Source organism: Marinifilum fragile (assembly GCF_963677365.1).
In the GTDB taxonomy this organism is placed as follows: domain Bacteria; phylum Bacteroidota; class Bacteroidia; order Bacteroidales; family Marinifilaceae; genus Marinifilum; species Marinifilum fragile.
This window is the reverse complement of sequence record NZ_OY781962.1, coordinates 4,027,574-4,046,094: the sequence shown is the minus strand read 5'-3', so window position 1 is coordinate 4,046,094 and position 18,521 is coordinate 4,027,574. Positions and strand designations below refer to the sequence as shown.

The following is an 18,521-nucleotide window of genomic DNA, read 5'->3' as shown; positions in this document are numbered from 1 at the left end:
TTTTATAACATTGTATAACATCATTAAGCTTAGTATCTTTCCAAACATTCAAATAAATGGATACCACATTATCAGAAGGACATGGAGCTGCTAAAAAAAATATCATTAGGAATTCTGCTTATTTGCATAGTAATTTTTTTGTGCAGTTTTAAAACTGCTGCTCGAAAAAAACAGGCTCTTGTACTTCACTCCTACCATCAGGGATTAAATTGGACCGATAATATCAGTGAAGGAATTTTATCCGTTCTTGATCAAAATGATGACATTGAAATCATCTTTGAATACATGGATACCAAAAGGCATTCCGAAGCTGAATATTTGGTTGAGTTTGCAAAACTTTACGATTTAAAACATCAAAAAAATCTGTTCGACGTTATTATAGTTTGCGATAACAATGCCCTCGATTTTGTAAGAACCTATTATCGGAGTTACTTCGATAAAATCCCAATTGTATTTTGCGGAGTCGATCAGTTTTCGTCTAATTTGATTAGTGGTTTTGAACAGGTTACAGGTGTTACCGAAGAAATTGATTCGAAAAAAACCATCGAAATTGCACTTCAACTACATCCAAAAACCAAACAATTGGTGGTGATTAACGATAATCAAACCAAATCAGCAATTTTAAATAGAAATACTGTAAGAGATGTCTGGCCAGAAATTGACACCGATGCCGAATTGGTTTTTCTTGAAAATTTATCAATTGACGAACTTGTACACCAGGTAAAAAACCTTGATCCACAAAGTATCATATACCTTATCAATTTTAGTCGTGACAAAGATGGAAACTATATTTCCTATCAGGAGAGTATCGAAATCATACGCAAAGTCACAAACCTACCAATATACAGCAGTTGGGAATTTTATTTTAACGAAGGTATTGTTGGTGGGATGATAACCAGTGGGTTTAAACAAGGAGAACTGGCTGCAAAATCAGCCTTAAGGATATTAAATGGTGAAAAAGCTTCGGATATTCCAATTATAAAGGATGGCTACAATCAATTCAAGTTTGATTTCGAACAGATGAAGCGATTTAAAATCCTACCCCGACAACTGCCCAAAGGTAGCTTTATCAGCCATCAACCGCCTTCAATCATAAAGCAATATCAAACCTCATTGGTTGTAATGATCATTTTTATGGTGGTAATTATTTTCATTCTTAGATACACTACCATTAAGCGAGAAAGAAACGAAAGAAGATTAAAAAAAATTAATGAAGAACTGGATAGAAGAGTTGCCGAACGTACCAAAGAAATCATTTTTGCCAATGAAAAACTGGAATTGCAAACTGAGCAAATTATAAAACAAAACAAAGAACTCGAACATCACCGCCATAACCTCTTGGAATTGGTCAAGGAACGAACCGAAAACCTTGAACATGCCAATGAGGAATTAAAAAGTAGTAGAAACAGGTTGCTTCACATGCTCGATTCGAATTCGGATGGTGTATGGGAGCACAATTTTAAGACTAATGAGATTTTCATTAGTAAAACCATTTGGGACAAACTTGGGTACCATTCAGTAACCAAAAAAGATACCCGGAAATTGCTATGTAAGGTTATTCATCCTGAGGATCTGATTATTATTAAACAAAAAGACAAGCAGAACAGATCGGGTAAAAGCGAAATGTTTGTAATCGAATTTAGAATTTGTTCCAAGGATAAAACATGGATGTGGTTCAAGGCAAAAGGGAAAATTCTGGACTATTCCGAAGATGGAAAACCCTTAAACATGGTGGGAACGCTGATTGATATCAACCAACGTAAGGTTGCCGAAGAACAAATTCGTGAGGAAGAAAAAAAACTTAGAGTATCGGAACAACGCTGGCGCTCACTAATTGAACAAGCTTCTGATGAAATTCTGATTTACAATATCGATGGTCAGATTTTGGATGCCAATTCTGCTGCTTGCAAATGGTTGGGATACAAGCAAAGCGAATTGCTGGAATTAAATTATAGTGAAATTGATACAGTTCACAGCAGTTCCAAACTTCATTCTTATCGCAAGAAACTAAGCACTTCAAATCCTTCAGTTTCATTTGAATCGGTGCAACGTCGTAAAGATGGTAGCACTTTTCCTGTTGAAATTCACCTGAGTTTAATTGAACTTCAGGATAGCAAACTAATTCTTTCTGTTGGTACCGATATCAGTATCAGACAAGAAACTGAACGTAAAATATTAAATGCTGTTATCAACACTGAAGAAAGCGAAAGAAAGCGATTTGCAACCGATTTGCATGATTCCATTGGTCCATTGCTTTCAAGTATAAATCTATACCTCTCATCACTGGGAAAAGTAAAAACCAAAGATGACAAGGATAATATCATAAGTGCCTCTTTAGACGCCGTAAACGAAGCATTGGTAAGTATTAAAGAAATATCGAACAACTTGAGTCCTCATATTTTAAATGATTTTGGTTTAGAAAAAGCAATTCAATCATTCACCAATAAGATTAATGTTTCCCAAGCCATAAACATCAGTTTTTATGCCGAAAATATGAAGGAACGGTTGAATCACCAGGTAGAAGTTGTTATTTTTAGGGTAGTAACAGAGCTTATCAATAACACCATCAAGCATGCCAAGGCCACAAATATCGAAATCAACCTTTCACTTGAAGACAAACTTTTATCCTTAATTTATATTGATGATGGAATAGGTTTTGATTCTAAAAAGATAAATGCTGGCACTTCAAGCGGAATGGGATTGTATAATGTGCTAAGTCGTATCCGATCTTTAAATGGAACACACAAAATAAAAAGTAATCCGGAACGCGGCGGAATGATGGCTGTTATTGAAATAAAATTATAATTGCAAAATGGAAGAAAATAAGGTAATAATTGTTGACGATCACAAGATGTTTAGAAGCGGATTGCGCTTCTTATTAAGTAATATTCCAAACATTACTGTTATTGGAGAAGCCTCGAACGGAAAGGAGTTTCTTAAAATGGCTGAAAATGAAACAATCGATATTGCCTTAATGGATATTAATATGCCAGAAATGAATGGCATTGAAGCCACTCGAATTGCGATGGAGAAATATCCTGATCTTAAAGTGATTGTTCTTTCGATGCATGGTGAAGAAGAATACTACGACCAAATGCTGGACGCAGGAGTAAAAGGCTTCCTGCTTAAAAACTCAGATGCCGATGAACTAATCGCCGCCATCGAAGCTGTTATCGCAGGAAAATCATACTTCTCTCAAGAGTTACTTGTGGATATATTGGACCAAAAAAGATTGCAAAAACTCAGAACCGATACGGTTAAACTCTCAACCAGAGAACTCGAAGTTTTAAAGCTAATTTGTGATGGTTTTAGCAATGCAGAAATTGCCGAACACCTTTTCATCAGTCACAGAACTGTTGATCGTCATCGTGCCAACTTACTTAGTAAAACAGGTTGCAAAAACTCTACATCCTTAGTAATGTATGCTGTTAAGAATAAAATTATTGAAATAGAATAATTATATATTAATTATTCTATTTCAACTCGGCTTTTTGGTCAGTATATTTTGGCACTTATTTGCTTTCTTTTCCCTTATTTTTTAAAACCATTGAGATATAGACCGCAACACAAACAAATAAACTTATAAATGTTGCTTCCAGATAACTAGATGTCTGCGCGTAAAACAAAATTACACTCACGCAAAAAGACATGGCCAATTGCTTTTTTTGATTATCACTAATTCTAAACATTCTCGTTTTTAAATTAATATTAGGTTATATTATTGAGATGCATAATGATTGAATTTGGGTGACAAAAATTCATCTATTTCATAAAAGTTTTTTATGATATTGATATTCTTGTAGGAAAAATGTTTGATCTCAACGATGTGAAACCTATTTTAAATTTGTTTGGAACATATACAAATAAAATTATTGAATTTTGATTAAATTCATATTGATATTTTGTTTAGTCTGATAAGCATTTTGTAATTTTAAATTCTTACAAAATTGCACGAAATGGAATCCAATTCACAACTCGAACTTGCGCATAAATTCGTTAGAAATACGAATACCACAATTTTTCTGACAGGAAAAGCCGGTACTGGTAAAACCACATTTCTGAAACAACTTAAGGCTGAATTGCCTAAGCGAATGGTCGTGGTTGCACCAACGGGTGTGGCAGCCATTAATGCGGGAGGTGTTACCATACATTCCTTTTTTCAGTTGCCATTTGGCCCCATTCTTCCCGGTCAAATCCTGAATGAGAAACCCAATGCAAATGAAGCTTCGGTGCGCAAATACCGTAAAGAAAAAATCAACCTGATTAAATCGTTGGATCTTCTCATTATTGATGAGATAAGTATGGTTCGTGCCGATTTGCTGGATGGAATTGATGAAGTTCTGAGAAAATTCAAGAATCGAAATCTACCTTTTGGTGGCGTGCAGGTACTCATGATTGGAGATTTGCAACAGCTGCCTCCTGTCGTGAAAAATGAGGAGTGGAGTTTGCTCAGCCAGCATTACGATACTGCATTTTTCTTTAGCAGTCGTGCTTTTCGTTCCTCGCAACACATTAGCATCGAGTTAAAACATGTTTATCGTCAAAAGGATCAGGATTTCATTCAAATCCTAAACGAAATCAGGAACAACCACCTTTCCCAGGCCTCATTCAAAGAATTGGAAAAAAGATATTTGCCTGATTTTAATCCAGAAAATAAGGATGGCTACATTACATTGACTACGCACAATGCGCGAGCTCAAAAAATAAACGAAGAACAACTGGAAAAGCTTAAAAGCAGAACCGAATCTTTCGGTGCCAGAATTGATGGACAGTTTCCCGAATACTCCTATCCTACCGATGAAGATTTGAAATTAAAGAAAGGTGCTCAGGTAATGTTCGTGAAGAACGATAGCTCGCCCGAAAAACTATATTTCAATGGTAAAATTGGTACCGTTACCGGATTCGAAGAAGATGCCATACTGGTAAAATGTGAGGACGATCATTCCGAAATTGAAGTACATCCTGAAGAATGGCAAAGTATTAAATACAGCATCAACCAGGAATCGAAAGAGATTCAGGAAGATGTGGTTGGTCAGTTTACCCAATATCCACTGAAATTGGCTTGGGCCATCACCATTCACAAAAGCCAGGGCTTGACTTTCGACAAGGCCATTATCGATGCCAATGCAGCCTTTGCTCATGGTCAGGTTTATGTGGCTTTGAGCCGATGCAAAACTCTCGAAGGTTTGGTATTAAAATCCAAATTAAGCGAAAGCGGTATCATTTGCGATCGTTCTGTTTCTCAGTTCACCCAATACATCGAGAAAAATCCGCCAAGGGAAGAACAATTGGAAATTGCCAGAAGAAGTTTCCAGTTTCAGCTGTTGGAAGAGCTGTTTACCTACTCCGATCTTTACAGAGTGTATCGAAACATCAACAAGCAACTACAAGATAACCTGAAAGCATTCCAGGGCAATCTGCCTGAAAAAATCAAAGCTGGTTTCGATGCCTTCCAAACCGAAATTTTAACTGTTGCCGATAAGTTTATTCCAAGTTTAAAAAGGTATTGCTTTGGAGATGAAAAATTGGATGACAACAAGGAAGCACAGGAAAGAATAAAAAATGGCTGCAAGTATTTTACAGATAAGCTCGATCAGCATTTAATTTCCATCTTAAACGATCATTCGTTTGAAACCGATAATCAGGCCATTGAAAAGCTGATTGAAGAATACCTGAAGCAATTGCACGAGCTTTCGCACGTGAAACTTAGCTGTGTAAAGGCATGCCTCAATGGGTTTAAGCTTGATTCTTATTTGGATATCAGGGCCAAGGCACATTTGGAAAAAGTTCGTTTTAGAGCCAAACGAAAACGCGATGTGGTGGATGAAAATGTGGAACATCCTACCTTGCTTCGAAAATTAAAAAGCTGGCGTAAAGAGCTATCAGAGAATATAAATGCTCCTGCTTATATGATCGCCTCGCAACGCAGCTTGGTTGATATTGCCAACCTATTGCCATGCTCGGCCGACCAGCTAAAAGCGGTAAAAGGATTTGGGAAAAAGAAAATTGAACGATATGGTGGCGAGGTAATAAAGCTGGTAATGGAATACAGGCAAGAAAAAGGTTTGGGCATGCTTAATTTTACACCAGAGCCTGAGGTAAAACCAAAAAAAACCAACACCAAAGAGGTGAGCTACGACATGTATTCCGAAGGCAAAAATGTTCGTGAAATTGCAGCTCTGCGCAACTTGTCGCAAACCACCATCGAATCGCACCTGGCACATTACGTTGGCCTGGGCATGCTCGATTTAAAAGAGTTTGTGGAAAGAAAAAAAATCAAAAAAATTAAAGAGCAGTTCAAAAAGCATGGTACCGATAGTTTAAACCCCGTAAAAGAAGCATTGGGAAATGATTACAGCTATTCAGAACTGAGATATGTACAATCTTTTTTGAGGAATTCGAAGGAGTAGATACTGGTTCAGTAAGGGTATGATATTTTAAACAATTAAATGATGATTTTTTTAAAATGAATTACAAAACAAAATCAACCCTATTGGTAGTAATGATATTTATTGTAATGCTGTTATTTGCTGATGCTTTTATATGGGGCGACGCTGGCGGGAGGATAAATCCAAGTAAGTCTGCAACAGGAGAAATAGATAATATTTATACTAAACTTATTGAATACACAATTTTAGCATTGGTTTTATTACTTGGACTGAATTATATCAAATCCAAAAGACAGTAATAATTCTAATTGCAAGTTTTCTCACTTTTAAGCTTCATTAACTTTTATTCAATGCATTTAGCACATTTACAACCTACATTTGTAATGTACAAAACAGAGAAGTTTTTTCATAGAATTAGATTTAGGTTAGTAAATAGTGGTTAGAGAAAATCCCGAACTTGCGAGTTCGGGATTTTTCTTTGGGATAAATTCAAGTTCAAATTTTGAAAAAAAGACTTTTTAATCTTTATTTGTAATGAATTTAAATAAACAAACTAAACTATGGAAGAAGTAAAATCACCATGTATTAAAATCTGTCGCCAAGACAGTAACGGCGTATGTTTTGGATGTCAGCGAACTACAGAAGAAATTGGAAACTGGTCGCTTTACAACGATGATGAAAAGAAAGAGGTACTGGAAAAAGCCAGAAAAAGAACCAATGCTCCAGATACATCTTCAGGCGTATTCTTTAGATAGATCCTTATCATACATAAAACATTTTGTTCTTTTTTATAACTTTACGGTCCTTTTCAAATCACATTATCAGAAAATAAGCCAAAACGGATGAAACTAAAATCAATCTTTTATGCTATGATTATCATGCTGATATTTTCGGCATGTGGACCTCAAAAAGCAGAACAGTTACAATTAAAAATATACGGAACCAGTGATGTTCACGGAGCATTGTTTCCATACGATTTGGTAAACGAACAGGAAACTTCCAGCTCGCTGGCTCAGGTATACGAATATGTTAGCAAGCAGAGAAAAAAAGCCGATTCGGAAGTAATCTTGCTGGACAATGGCGACATCCTACAGGGCGATCCTTTGGTTTACTATTCGAACTTCGAAAAAACGGAAACCAAACACATTTGTGCTGATGTAATGAATTACATGGGATACGATGCAGCTACGGTTGGGAATCATGACATTGAGCCAGGACATGCGGTATACGATAAAGTGGTAAATGAGTTGAATTTCCCATGGATGGCTGCTAATGCGGTAAAGAACTCCGATGGCAAACCATATTTCCAACCCTATACCATAATCGAGAAACAAGGTGTAAAAATTGCAGTTTTGGGTTTGATTACTCCTGCAATTCCGAAATGGTTGCCAGAGAAAATTTGGTCGGGAATGCATTTCGAACCTATGGTTGAATCAGCTCAAAAGTGGATAAAAACCATTCAGGAAAAAGAACAGCCTGATTTTGTGATTGGATTATTCCACTCTGGTGCTGGCGAAGAACATGAAAATGAAATGAGCCATGAAAATGCTTCTATACTGGTTGCCAAGCAAGTGCCAGGTATCGATATGGTGATCTGTGGGCACGATCATCATGAACAAATTGCGTGGTTCGAAAATACAGATAAAGAAAAAGTTTTGGTGATCAATCCTAAAAGTAGAGCTCAATTTTTGGCTGAAGTTGTGGTTGATTTAAAATGGAACAACGAGAAGAAGTCCTACGACAAAACTTTAAAACCAAATTTGGTACAAATTTCCGATGTTCAAAAATCGAAAGCATACGTAGAGCATTTTACACCTTTGTTTAAAGAAGTAGAGGCTTATGTATCGCGAAAAGTAGGAAGCTTCAAAAAAAGCATATCCACAAAGGATGCCATGTTTGGCGATTCTCCTTTTATTGATTTGATTCAGAACATTCAAATGGATTTGGCTGATGCAGATATTTCTTTTGCTGCTCCCCTATCCTACAACGCCACTATCGATTCGGGTGAGCTGCAGGTTCGTGATCTGTTTAAGCTATATCGATTTGAGAATTTGTTGTACACCATGAACCTTAGCGGGAAAGAAATTAAGGATTTTCTGGAGTTCAGCTACAACAACTGGTTTCAGCAAATGAAATCGGCAAATGATCCAATGCTATACATTTCAACAACTGAAAAAGGCAGCCGATTAACCACCATGTTTTTCAATTACGATTCGGCCGAAGGAATTGATTATACTGTTGATGTTTCGAAGCCTTACGGCGATAGAATCAACATTTCCGCAATGAGTTCGGGTGAAAAGTTTGATGAAAATAAAACCTATAGAGTTGCTCTAAACTCTTATCGAGGAAATGGTGGTGGTAACCATCTAACCGAAGGTTCTGGCTTAACCAAGGATGAATTAACCAGTCGATTGATTAACTCAACCACCAAAGATCTTCGCTACTACCTAATGAAGTGGATAGAAGAAAAAGGAACGGTTGACATTGAATGTGACAACAACTGGAAAGTAGTTCCTGAAAAATGGCATGCTACAGCAAGTAAAAGGGAATATGAATTGCTTTATGGGAAAAGATAGATTTTAACCACACCCTACTTCGTTAAAACTTCGGAGGGCAAAGAGAAGTACAATAAGGATATCACAAAGTCTCACAAAGGAAGAATTAAATCTTTTGTGAGACTTTTTTATTTTGTGTTTGCATGTCAAGCAACTTGAAAATGCTAGATATGTAATTTACTTCTAGGCCTTGGAGTTCAACATTCGAAATATCTTTCAATATGAAAGTATTATTTTTAAAATAAGATATTAAATGCCAATTAATAAAGCATGCAATACATAGCATGAAAATTTAAAATAATAACTTTACACAAACTCACTAAATAATTATTAATAAAGTTTTTTGTTATAAAACATTAAATACCATCAATATACACTAAACAATAGTACAATAGCCAATTATACCATTATAACAATCCCAAAATCCTTAACATTCTTATAACTTATAGATAATTTTTTATTTAACTTGTTAATGTTATAAATTTTATTACATTTGATCTTTTAAACAATTAACATATTTGAAAATGAAAAAATTTTTTACTCTAATTTTAGCCTGCCTTACATTTGCAGGTGTTGCTACAGCACAATCAGATTCGTTTAAATCCTTCAGAGTTGATGCAGGTTTACTTTATGCTATGCCAGGTGGTGATGCATTAGATGCTGGAGTTGGTTATTATTTAAATCCAAAGTATCATATTACTGATAACGTATTGTTAGGTGCAAAATTAGAAGGTGCTGTTATGGGTGCTGCTAATGACGATGCTTTTGATGTTTCAGCAGTAGTATCTTACGCTGCTACATTTGATTATTACTTCAACACCAATTCTTTCCGTCCATTTGTAGGTGCAGATGCTGGTATTTATAGCTTAGGTAATGTTGAGTTCAATGGTTCAAATGAATTTGCTACTGTTGAAGGTGAAATTGATCTTGGAACAAAATTTGGTTTTGCTCCGAAAGTAGGGTTTTCATACGGACATTTTGACCTTGCTCTTCAATATAACCTAATCATGGGTCAGGAAGATGGATATGACGAGTATAACTATTTCTCTATTAAAATGGGATTCCATTTTGGTGGTGGAAAAAAATAGTAACAACTTATAGAAACGATAAAGGATGTCATATTATGACATCCTTTTTTATACTACAAAAAGTGAATCAACACTCATAAATAATGCGGAAAATCTCACGCAAGCATTCTTGTCTTTGCTCAATAAAGCCCATGTGTCCTGATGTTTGCAATACAAAAGGAGTTAAATTATTCTCTTTGGCAATTTGCCCAGCTACCTGTAGTGGAATAAAATTGTCCATTTTTCCAATGATACTCACTTTGGGCATATCCAGAGCTTTTACCACATGATTTCGATCAGGACGATTCATCATGGCTTCCAAGGCAGCTATAATTCCTTTATCAGAAGTATTACAAGCAATTTTGGTGATTCTTTCTATTTCGTGTTCAAACTTTTTCAGGTTGTTATTCGAAAAGGTGTTAGGAATGCTGGTTTTACAAATCAGTTCCTTTTTTCCACTTTTCACCAGTTCAATTTCCTTCTTTCTATTGGCTTTTTTCTCTTCGGTATCAGGATTCGGTGTTGAATGAAACAAGCAAAAACTTTCCAGTTTTTCCTTAAATAAATCGGCGTAAGCCAATGCTACATATCCCCCCATGGAGTGTCCTATGATATTAATTCGCTTCAAATTCAAATGCTCAGCCAATTGGTCAACAGCTTCTGCCATCTGATCAATACTGCAAGAATCGCTTTTTAATTCAGAATATCCATGCCCTGGTAAATCAACCGTAATTACTCTGGCCAATCGGGAAAGATCATTGGCAAAAGTTTCGAATGTTTCTACGGATTCAAGATATCCATGAAGAAGAACTACCGTATTTCCCCTCCCATTATCTCTGTATCGTAATCGACAATTTTCCAGTTCTAAATACTGATCCATATGCAAATTTGATATTTTAACAAGTAACACACAGCAAAAGAGCAAATTGTATTCTTATCGGATAAAACAATTTTTTACAAGTTTTAATGACATTCTAAATTAGTAGAATATCAAAAAAGCTTGTTCTATAACATACAAATATTTAATAAATTGCATCGTTTTGAAAAAATACATTACAGAAAATATTCCTTAATTGGTTTATAGTTAGAATTATACCTAGTTTTATGATTCTAATTTTCTAAAAATCTGAATTATAGGATTATCCTAGAATCAATCTAAATAAATTGTATATGTTCCTAAATATTGTTTCAGCCATAGGGAGCGTCTACATTTGCAATGAATTATAGTAAAAGCTTATAATAAACAGTCTAATTAAATCTTTAAACTTATGAGCAGTTTTTTAAGTTCATCTATTGGAAAGAAGTTGATAATGAGTTTATCAGGTCTTTTCCTTGTACTATTTTTATTGGTGCACTTGATCTTGAACTCCTTCTTGATGTTTGATAACACAGGAGAGTTATTTAATGCAGGAGCACACTTTATGGCAATGCCGGTAATCCGCTTTGGTTTACAGCCAGTTTTATTTGGTGGTTTTATCGTGCACATCATCTATGCAATCATCTTGACTTTGCAAAACCAGAAAGCTCGTCCTCAAAAGTATGCTTCGCAGAACTTGAGTAACAGCAGTACTTGGTCTTCAAGAAACATGTTTGTTTTAGGTGGTCTTGTATTGGTTTTCATTGCAATGCACTTGATGCATTTCTTCGTGCCAATTCAGATTCAAGGAAATGTACATGACGATTATCAATTGGTAAAGAACCTATTTACTAATGGATCAACAGGCCTGGTATACACTGGTCTTTATGTAGTTGGTGCAATCTTATTGGGATTACACTTAGCTCACGGTTTCTGGTCAGCATTCCAGTCTATCGGAATGAGTAATATTATTTGGAGAGCTCGTTTGGAAAAAGCGGGTTACATCTACGCAATTATTATTTCTGGCGGATTCATTATTATTCCTTTGTATTTACACTTTTTTGCTTAATTGTTAATATTTAAACGGTTATGACAGTATTAAATTCGAAAATTCCAGCCGGACCATTAGCTGAAAAGTGGTCGAAACACAAAGCTGCTATTAAAGTAGTTAGTCCTGCGAATAAGAGAAAATTAGATATTATCGTTGTAGGAACCGGTTTGGCCGGTGGATCTGCTGCCGCTTCTTTGGCAGAAATGGGATACAACGTAAAAGCATTTTGCTACCAGGATTCAGGCCGTAGAGCTCACTCTATTGCTGCTCAGGGTGGTATTAACGCTGCTAAAAACTATCAAAACGATAATGACTCTATTTATCGTTTGTTCTATGATACAATTAAAGGTGGTGACTACCGTGCACGTGAGGCAAACGTATACCGTTTGGCTGAGGTAAGTGGTGACATCATCGACCAATGTGTTGCTCAAGGTGTACCTTTTGCACGTGAGTATGGTGGAACTCTATCTAACCGTTCATTCGGTGGTGTATTGGTAAGCCGTACTTTCTATGCTCGCGGTCAAACCGGACAGCAGCTATTATTAGGTTGTTACGCTTCTATGAACCGCATGATCGGACAAGGTAAGATCGAAATGCACGAGCGTAACGAAATGTTAGATCTTGTGATTGTTGACGGAAAAGCTCGTGGTATCATCACTCGTAACTTGGTTACTGGTGAAATTGAACGTCACGGTGCACATGCAGTTGTAATTGCAACTGGTGGTTACGGTAACGTATTCTTCCTATCAACCAACGCAATGGGATGTAACGGTGGTGCTGCTTGGCAAGCATACAAAAACGGAGCATTCTTCGGAAACCCATGTTTCGTGCAGATTCACCCAACTTGTATTCCTGTTCACGGTGAGCAGCAATCTAAGTTGACTTTGATGTCTGAATCTCTTCGTAACGATGGACGTGTATGGGTTCCTAAGAAGAAGGAAGACGCAATTAAATTGCAGAAAGGTGAAATGGGACCAAATGATATCGCTGATGAAGATCGTGATTTCTATTTGGAAAGAAGATACCCATCATACGGTAACTTAGTACCACGTGACGTTGCTTCTCGTGCTGCTAAAGAGCGTTGCGATGCTGGATTCGGTGTTAACGCTGAAGGAAAAGCTGTTTACCTTGATTTTAAATATTCAATCGAAAGATTAGGACAGGATGTAATCGAAGCTCGTTATGGAAACTTATTCCAGATGTACGAAAAGATTACTGACGTAGACCCTTACAAAGAGCCAATGCAGATTTATCCTGCAATCCACTATTCAATGGGTGGAACTTGGGTTGATTATAACTTGATGACTACTGTTCCAGGTTTGTATGCAATTGGTGAGGCTAACTTCTCTGATCATGGTGGTAACCGTCTTGGTGCTTCTGCTTTGATGCAAGGTTTGGCTGATGGTTACTTCGTATTGCCATACACAATTGGTGATTACTTAGCTGACGAAATTCAGACTCCACGTATCGACTTGAATCACCCAGAATTCGACAAGAAAGAGAAAGCTGTTAACGAACGTCTACAGAGACTATACAACGTAAAAGGTAGCAAATCTGTTGACTCATTCCACAAGCGTTTAGGAAACATCATGTGGGATTACGTGGGTATGGCTCGTAACGAAGAAGGTTTGAAATATGCAATTACTGAGATTGCTAAGATCAAAGAAGACTTCTATAAGGATGTTCGCATCCCAGGTGATTTCGATGCAATGAATATCGAACTTGAGAAAGCAGGTCGTGTAGCAGATTTCCTTGAATTGGGTGATTTGATGGCTCGTGATGCTTTGAATCGTAACGAATCTTGTGGTGGTCACTATCGTGAAGAATCAGTAACTGAAGAAGGCGAAGCTAAACGTGACGATGACAACTTTACTTATGTGTCATGCTGGGAGTACAAAGGTGAAAACCAAGAGCCAGTATTGCATAAGGAAGATTTAGTGTTTGAAACTGTAGAATTGACACAACGTTCATACAAGTAAACCATGGCAGATAAAGTAATTAAAGAATTAACTATAAAGGTTTGGCGTCAAAAAAACGCTAAAACTGCAGGTAAGTTTGAAACTTACAAAATCAATGACATTTCTGGAGGTACTTCTTTCCTTGAAATGTTGGATATTTTGAATGAGCAATTGATTAACGATGGACAAGAGCCTATCGCATTTGATCACGATTGTCGTGAGGGTATCTGCGGTATGTGTAGCTTGTTTATCAACGGACGTGCTCATGGACCAGACGATGACATTACAACATGTCAGTTGCACATGCGTAAATTCAACGAAGGCGAAACAATCACTATTGAGCCATGGAGAGCCGGTGCTTTCCCTGTAATCAAAGACTTGATTGTTGACCGTACTGCTTTTGAAAAAGTATTACAAGCTGGTGGTTACATTTCAGTAAATACTGGTGGTGTACCTGATGGTAATGCAATTCCAATCTCACAAGATGATGCAGAAGAAGCAATGGATGCTGCTGCTTGTATCGGTTGTGGTGCTTGTGTTGCAACTTGTAAGAACTCTTCAGCTATGTTGTTCGTTTCTGCTAAAGTTTCTCACTTGGCTAAATTGCCACAAGGACGTGTTGAAGCTTCTCGTCGTGCGAAGAACATGGTAGCGAAAATGGATGAGCTAGGTTTTGGTAACTGTACCAACACTGGTGCTTGTGAGGTGGAATGTCCTAAGGGAATTTCTATCGCAAACATCGCTCGTTTGAATCGCGAATTCTTATCAGCTAAGATTAAAGACTAATTAGACTGAAATCCAAATATGGTGAGCGCTGCCCTTAGGTAGCGCTCTTTTTTTTATTGCACTAATGCATATGATTTTCTCAGACCGAGAATAAGTCTGGATGAAATCGTATTTTTTCCTAATGCAAACTTGAAGATAGAGATTGGTTGGAAACAGGTTTCAAAACTTGTTTGACCTTAATGTAATCCTCATCCTTTGTATAGATTGAAATCCGAACGCGAAAAATTCCCTCATTTAAATTTCCGACTTGTTTTGCTGCTTCTTTGGATAAATCTATAATACGTCCTTTTGCAAAGGGACCTCTATCATTAATTAAGACGATTACAGAGCGTTTATTTTCCAAATTGACCACTGTCACCCAAGTTCCAAAAGGAAGGCTCCTGTGAGCTGCTGTGTACTTCCATTGGTGAAATATCTCGCCAGAACTCGTTTTTCTTCCTTCAAAATAGTCAGAGTAAAAGCTAGCTTTACCTTCTTCAGAATAATCTACTTTCTCCTGAGATTTTACCGAGGAGAAAAAGAAACTCAAAAATAAAGCGATACAAATTATCTTCATCTGTCTTTTAATGTGATGATGAAATAAAGATGCATAAAAAAATCCGGCCTATTGACCGGATCTTAATCTATATTTTTAGCCGAATTTATTCTCCAGTATCTTGTTGCATATTCATTTGGTATGCTTCTCTTGCTACTCTGTCAACCAAATTCTTAACAAAGTACATATCGTGCATCGAGCTAAAGATCTCATTAAGTTGTTCTAAGGTTTCTTCTCCAATCAATTCTGATAGGATCACTTCCTCTTGCGTACCGTCTTCATTTGTAAAAGTAATTTGGATATCAAATCCATGACGACAGAATGCATCATCTGATTCATCTTCCTCACCCTCTTCAGTGTTTGCTTTTGGAAGAACTGTAATTACAGCATCCTCTTCCAATTCACCATCACGATATACCATATACTCTTCGCTTGAAGAATTCTTCACAATCTTGATATTGCCTATTGTCAAAGCATATTCGTATTCTGCTTCAGCTTCTTCTGTAGAACGAATATATTCCACTTCTTCCATGAATAATACTTCACCATCTTTCTTCAAATTGTAAGCGAATTCGGTTGTATCGCCAAACTGAAACTCATGACCCACTGAATATCCATTAGGGAAGCTAAACTCTGATTCGTAATCCCAGCTCATATTTGTTGACATGTTCATGTTCCAATCAACAAAAATTGCTCCTGCAGCTTCTTCTTCAATTGTAATATCAGCATCTAATAAGTAGTCAAACTCAAACCCTTCGCTATTCATTACTGTTGAAGAGTTGTATTGTGAAGCGGTAATATTAAAATCATTATCTAATTCTGAATCACCATCTTCCCCTACATACAGTTTCCAAGGTCTTGTAGCCTTTTCCTGAGGTAAATTGATTACGAAAAAATCACTATCTCCCACTCTTTCAAATGCTGAATTCCAATAACCATTACCCATTTTAGTACTAGTTCCTTCATCTGGTACAGGAAGAATATAATCATAAACACCTTTAATATCTTCAAGAGTAATGGTGTGACCATATGAAAATCTTTCGTCCGATTCTTCTTCTGTTCCTTCTTTTGTATTATCACTCATGGTGATCAGTCCATATCCTTCTGAGGCAGTAATTTCATCAACAGCAACTGCTAATGATTGAGTCTCTGAAGTAAGATTCTGTTCTAATGATTGATTCTGTTCTGGTGTTTTATCATCAGAACTTGAACAACTCCAAAGTGCGGCTGAAAAAGCCAACAACATTCCTACAGCAACAATGTTTCTTTTCATATCCTTAAATTTTAGTTGATAATCTTTCGAATGTGATTTTCCAGTATTTTACAACTGGTTTCGATTAAAAATTTCGTTTAATTTCTCATCTTAAATCCTTTACAATTAAAATACCGAAATCATACGAATATATCCTACCTGATTCCTAAATTAAACTAACAACCTATAAACGTATTAGTTATGACTTTTATTGCAAACTCTCAAAATATCGTTGTAAGCGAAAAAAATAATCAATTGTGGAATTTAATGGACAATTTCTGTGGAATTGTTCTACAAAATCAATTTAAAATTAATACATTCGTTATGCGAACGGTAAAATAGAAATATATATTTTATGTACATTCGCTAATCACAATACCATTATTGCTTAAACCAGATTAATTAATGCCTTACCGCAGATTACCAAATACCGATACGGCACGTGTACGTGCTCTTAAAGCAGCCTTAAGTATCAGCATGAGAGTAAATCGTTTTGACTTGGCTTTCTCCTACTCTTTGTACCAAAGAATCGAAACTTTTGTACCTCATTACGAGCTTGCAATAAGAAATCACAGGCAGGCATTAAGTCAACAATCGAGTAAAAGTAAGGAGTACAACGAGAAATTGAGAAAAGCTCGCTTGTATGTATCTCATTTTATACAAGTTTTAAACTTTTGTATCATTCGAGGTGAAATGAAGCCTGAGGTTCGTGAATTTTATGGAATTCGGAAAAATTCGAAAGCCACTCCTTCCCTATTAAAAGATTCGAAAGTAATTGAGTGGGGAGAAAAATTGGTTAAAGGTGAACAGGAAAGAACCAGAATGGGGGGAAATCCAATTTACAGTCCTTCCATTGCACTGGTGCGCGTTAATTGTGAAAATTTTAAACAAGCATTCAATTATCAAAAAACACTACAAAACAACACCCATCGTTTTTCTGAAAAAGTTGCAGAGTTTCGTGAAGATGCTGATAAGCTTATTCTTGATCTTTGGAACCAGGTTGAAAAGAAGTTTGGATCGCTAAGTGATGAAGAAAAGCGTGCAAAATGTTCAGAATACGGTGTTGTATATGTTTGGAGAAAAGGTGAACTTGAAAAGTTAGAACAAGTTAAAATGGCCGAGAAAGCATCTCTAAGCCTTCCTTTTACAGATGCTTCTGAAAACTCGTAGCAACAACAATACAATTATGACCGAAATTAAACCTGTGAACCAATAATTTTCGTTGGCTCCTATGGTTTCCATTTCTTTTGGAACATTTCCTTTATCGATATAATATTTGGTAATAACAGCCATTCCGTTGTTTACCAGGTGTGCGATTATTGGCACCCATAAACTTCGTGACCAAATCAATAAATATCCGAAAAGTATTCCCATTGCCATACGTGGCAATAAGCCATAAAATTGCATGTGAAGTGCCGCAAAGAAGAATGCCGTAATAATAATTCCCCAATGAATATTATTTGTAAGCTTTCCGAAAATTCCCTGTAAAACTCCGCGAAATAAAAGTTCTTCTCCAATCGCAGGAATCAATGCAATAACCAGAAGATTCACCAATAAATCCGAAGTTGAGTTCATAATCAAAAACTTCTCGGTTACAACTTTTGCTTGTTCCTCACTATTTTTCATCCAGGTTTCGATACCCGACATGAATTCTGGTAAACTTAAATGGGAATTTAGCTGTGCCAGAAGGTTAATCATGGGAAGTGAAAAAATGATAATAAATGTTGCCAACAGTACCTTTGAAACATTGGTACTTTCGGCTAAAAACAAATATTCACGAACTTTTTTACTTACCAAAAATGCAATAATAAAAGGAGGAATTATAAACATTCCAACAGAATAAACCGATTGATAAAATTTCAAAACCGAAATATTTACAGAGTCACTGTTTATATCAATAGCTTGTAAATCTGTAAAAATGTTAATGTCAAAAAATATTAATGCCAACACAGTACCTACAAACATGGCTAGCAGGAAAGATACAACTACTGCAATTAAACTAATTATCAAATGGGTAAATGGGCTGTGATGACTAAAAGATCCTTTTAACATGTTTCTTTTTTTTAGTTGAA

General features: G+C 36.3%; 15 protein-coding genes. 11 read left to right on the top strand and 4 right to left on the bottom strand.

Annotation, left to right across the window (positions count from 1 at the left end):
- The first annotated feature begins 138 nt into the window (after positions 1–138).
- From ACKPCA_RS16220 to ACKPCA_RS16190, 7 genes are all read left to right on the top strand, one after another.
- The gene (locus ACKPCA_RS16220) at positions 139–2,805 is read left to right on the top strand and encodes a sensor histidine kinase (protein WP_321280029.1); all 2,667 of its coding nucleotides are present in this window, start codon (positions 139–141) and stop codon (positions 2,803–2,805) included.
- 7 nt (positions 2,806–2,812) lie between these two features.
- Positions 2,813–3,457: a response regulator transcription factor gene (locus tag ACKPCA_RS16215; protein ID WP_054715478.1), complete on the top strand. Its 645-nt coding sequence runs from the start codon at positions 2,813–2,815 to the stop codon at positions 3,455–3,457.
- Between the two features lie 499 nt (positions 3,458–3,956).
- Positions 3,957–6,410, top strand: a complete 2,454-nt coding sequence (locus tag ACKPCA_RS16210; protein ID WP_321280028.1) for a helix-turn-helix domain-containing protein — start codon at positions 3,957–3,959, stop codon at positions 6,408–6,410.
- 56 nt (positions 6,411–6,466) lie between these two features.
- A complete protein-coding gene (locus ACKPCA_RS16205; protein WP_321280027.1) occupies positions 6,467–6,688 on the top strand; it encodes a hypothetical protein in 222 nt (73 codons plus the stop codon).
- A gap of 261 nt (positions 6,689–6,949) precedes the next feature.
- Positions 6,950–7,144, top strand: coding sequence for a DUF1289 domain-containing protein (locus ACKPCA_RS16200; RefSeq protein ID WP_054715455.1), 195 nt, complete (start codon positions 6,950–6,952; stop codon positions 7,142–7,144).
- 87 nt (positions 7,145–7,231) lie between these two features.
- Positions 7,232–8,965 (top strand): bifunctional metallophosphatase/5'-nucleotidase, encoded by a 1,734-nt coding sequence (locus ACKPCA_RS16195; RefSeq protein ID WP_321280026.1) that lies wholly within the window; start codon positions 7,232–7,234, stop codon positions 8,963–8,965.
- 503 nt (positions 8,966–9,468) lie between these two features.
- Positions 9,469–10,032, top strand: a complete 564-nt coding sequence (locus ACKPCA_RS16190; RefSeq protein WP_306742483.1) for an outer membrane beta-barrel protein — start codon at positions 9,469–9,471, stop codon at positions 10,030–10,032.
- A 67-nt stretch (positions 10,033–10,099) separates the two neighbouring features.
- Here ACKPCA_RS16190 and ACKPCA_RS16185 read toward each other — a convergent pair whose 3' ends face one another.
- On the bottom strand, positions 10,100–10,891 hold the full coding sequence (locus tag ACKPCA_RS16185) for an alpha/beta fold hydrolase (protein ID WP_306742484.1): 792 nt from the start codon (positions 10,889–10,891) through the stop codon (positions 10,100–10,102).
- A 388-nt stretch (positions 10,892–11,279) separates the two neighbouring features.
- On the opposite strand from ACKPCA_RS16185, the gene ACKPCA_RS16180 reads away from it, so the two are divergent.
- The 3 genes from ACKPCA_RS16180 to ACKPCA_RS16170 are packed head-to-tail and all read left to right on the top strand — an operon-like array spanning position 11,280 to position 14,662.
- Positions 11,280–11,936: a succinate dehydrogenase cytochrome b subunit gene (locus ACKPCA_RS16180; protein WP_306742485.1), complete on the top strand. Its 657-nt coding sequence runs from the start codon at positions 11,280–11,282 to the stop codon at positions 11,934–11,936.
- A gap of 20 nt (positions 11,937–11,956) precedes the next feature.
- Entirely contained in the window at positions 11,957–13,897 is a 1,941-nt protein-coding gene (locus tag ACKPCA_RS16175) for a fumarate reductase/succinate dehydrogenase flavoprotein subunit (protein ID WP_321280025.1), read from the top strand.
- Positions 13,898–13,900: 3 nt separating this feature from the next.
- Positions 13,901–14,662: a succinate dehydrogenase/fumarate reductase iron-sulfur subunit gene (locus tag ACKPCA_RS16170; protein ID WP_306742488.1), complete on the top strand. Its 762-nt coding sequence runs from the start codon at positions 13,901–13,903 to the stop codon at positions 14,660–14,662.
- 118 nt (positions 14,663–14,780) lie between these two features.
- On the opposite strand, the gene ACKPCA_RS16165 is transcribed toward ACKPCA_RS16170, so the two are convergent.
- Both ACKPCA_RS16165 and ACKPCA_RS16160 read right to left on the bottom strand, forming a co-directional pair.
- Positions 14,781–15,218, bottom strand: coding sequence for a septal ring lytic transglycosylase RlpA family protein (locus ACKPCA_RS16165; protein ID WP_321280024.1), 438 nt, complete (start codon positions 15,216–15,218; stop codon positions 14,781–14,783).
- An 85-nt stretch (positions 15,219–15,303) separates the two neighbouring features.
- Entirely contained in the window at positions 15,304–16,470 is a 1,167-nt protein-coding gene (locus tag ACKPCA_RS16160) for a hypothetical protein (protein ID WP_306742490.1), read from the bottom strand.
- Positions 16,471–16,854: 384 nt separating this feature from the next.
- Here ACKPCA_RS16160 and ACKPCA_RS16155 point away from each other — a divergent pair, with 384 nt between their 5' ends.
- The gene (locus tag ACKPCA_RS16155; protein ID WP_321280023.1) at positions 16,855–17,619 is read left to right on the top strand and encodes a hypothetical protein; all 765 of its coding nucleotides are present in this window, start codon (positions 16,855–16,857) and stop codon (positions 17,617–17,619) included.
- Here ACKPCA_RS16155 and ACKPCA_RS16150 read toward each other — a convergent pair.
- Positions 17,581–18,501, bottom strand: a complete 921-nt coding sequence (locus ACKPCA_RS16150) for a CPBP family intramembrane glutamic endopeptidase (RefSeq protein ID WP_321280022.1) — start codon at positions 18,499–18,501, stop codon at positions 17,581–17,583. The genes ACKPCA_RS16155 and ACKPCA_RS16150 overlap by 39 nt on opposite strands.
- Positions 18,502–18,521: the final 20 nt, after the last annotated feature.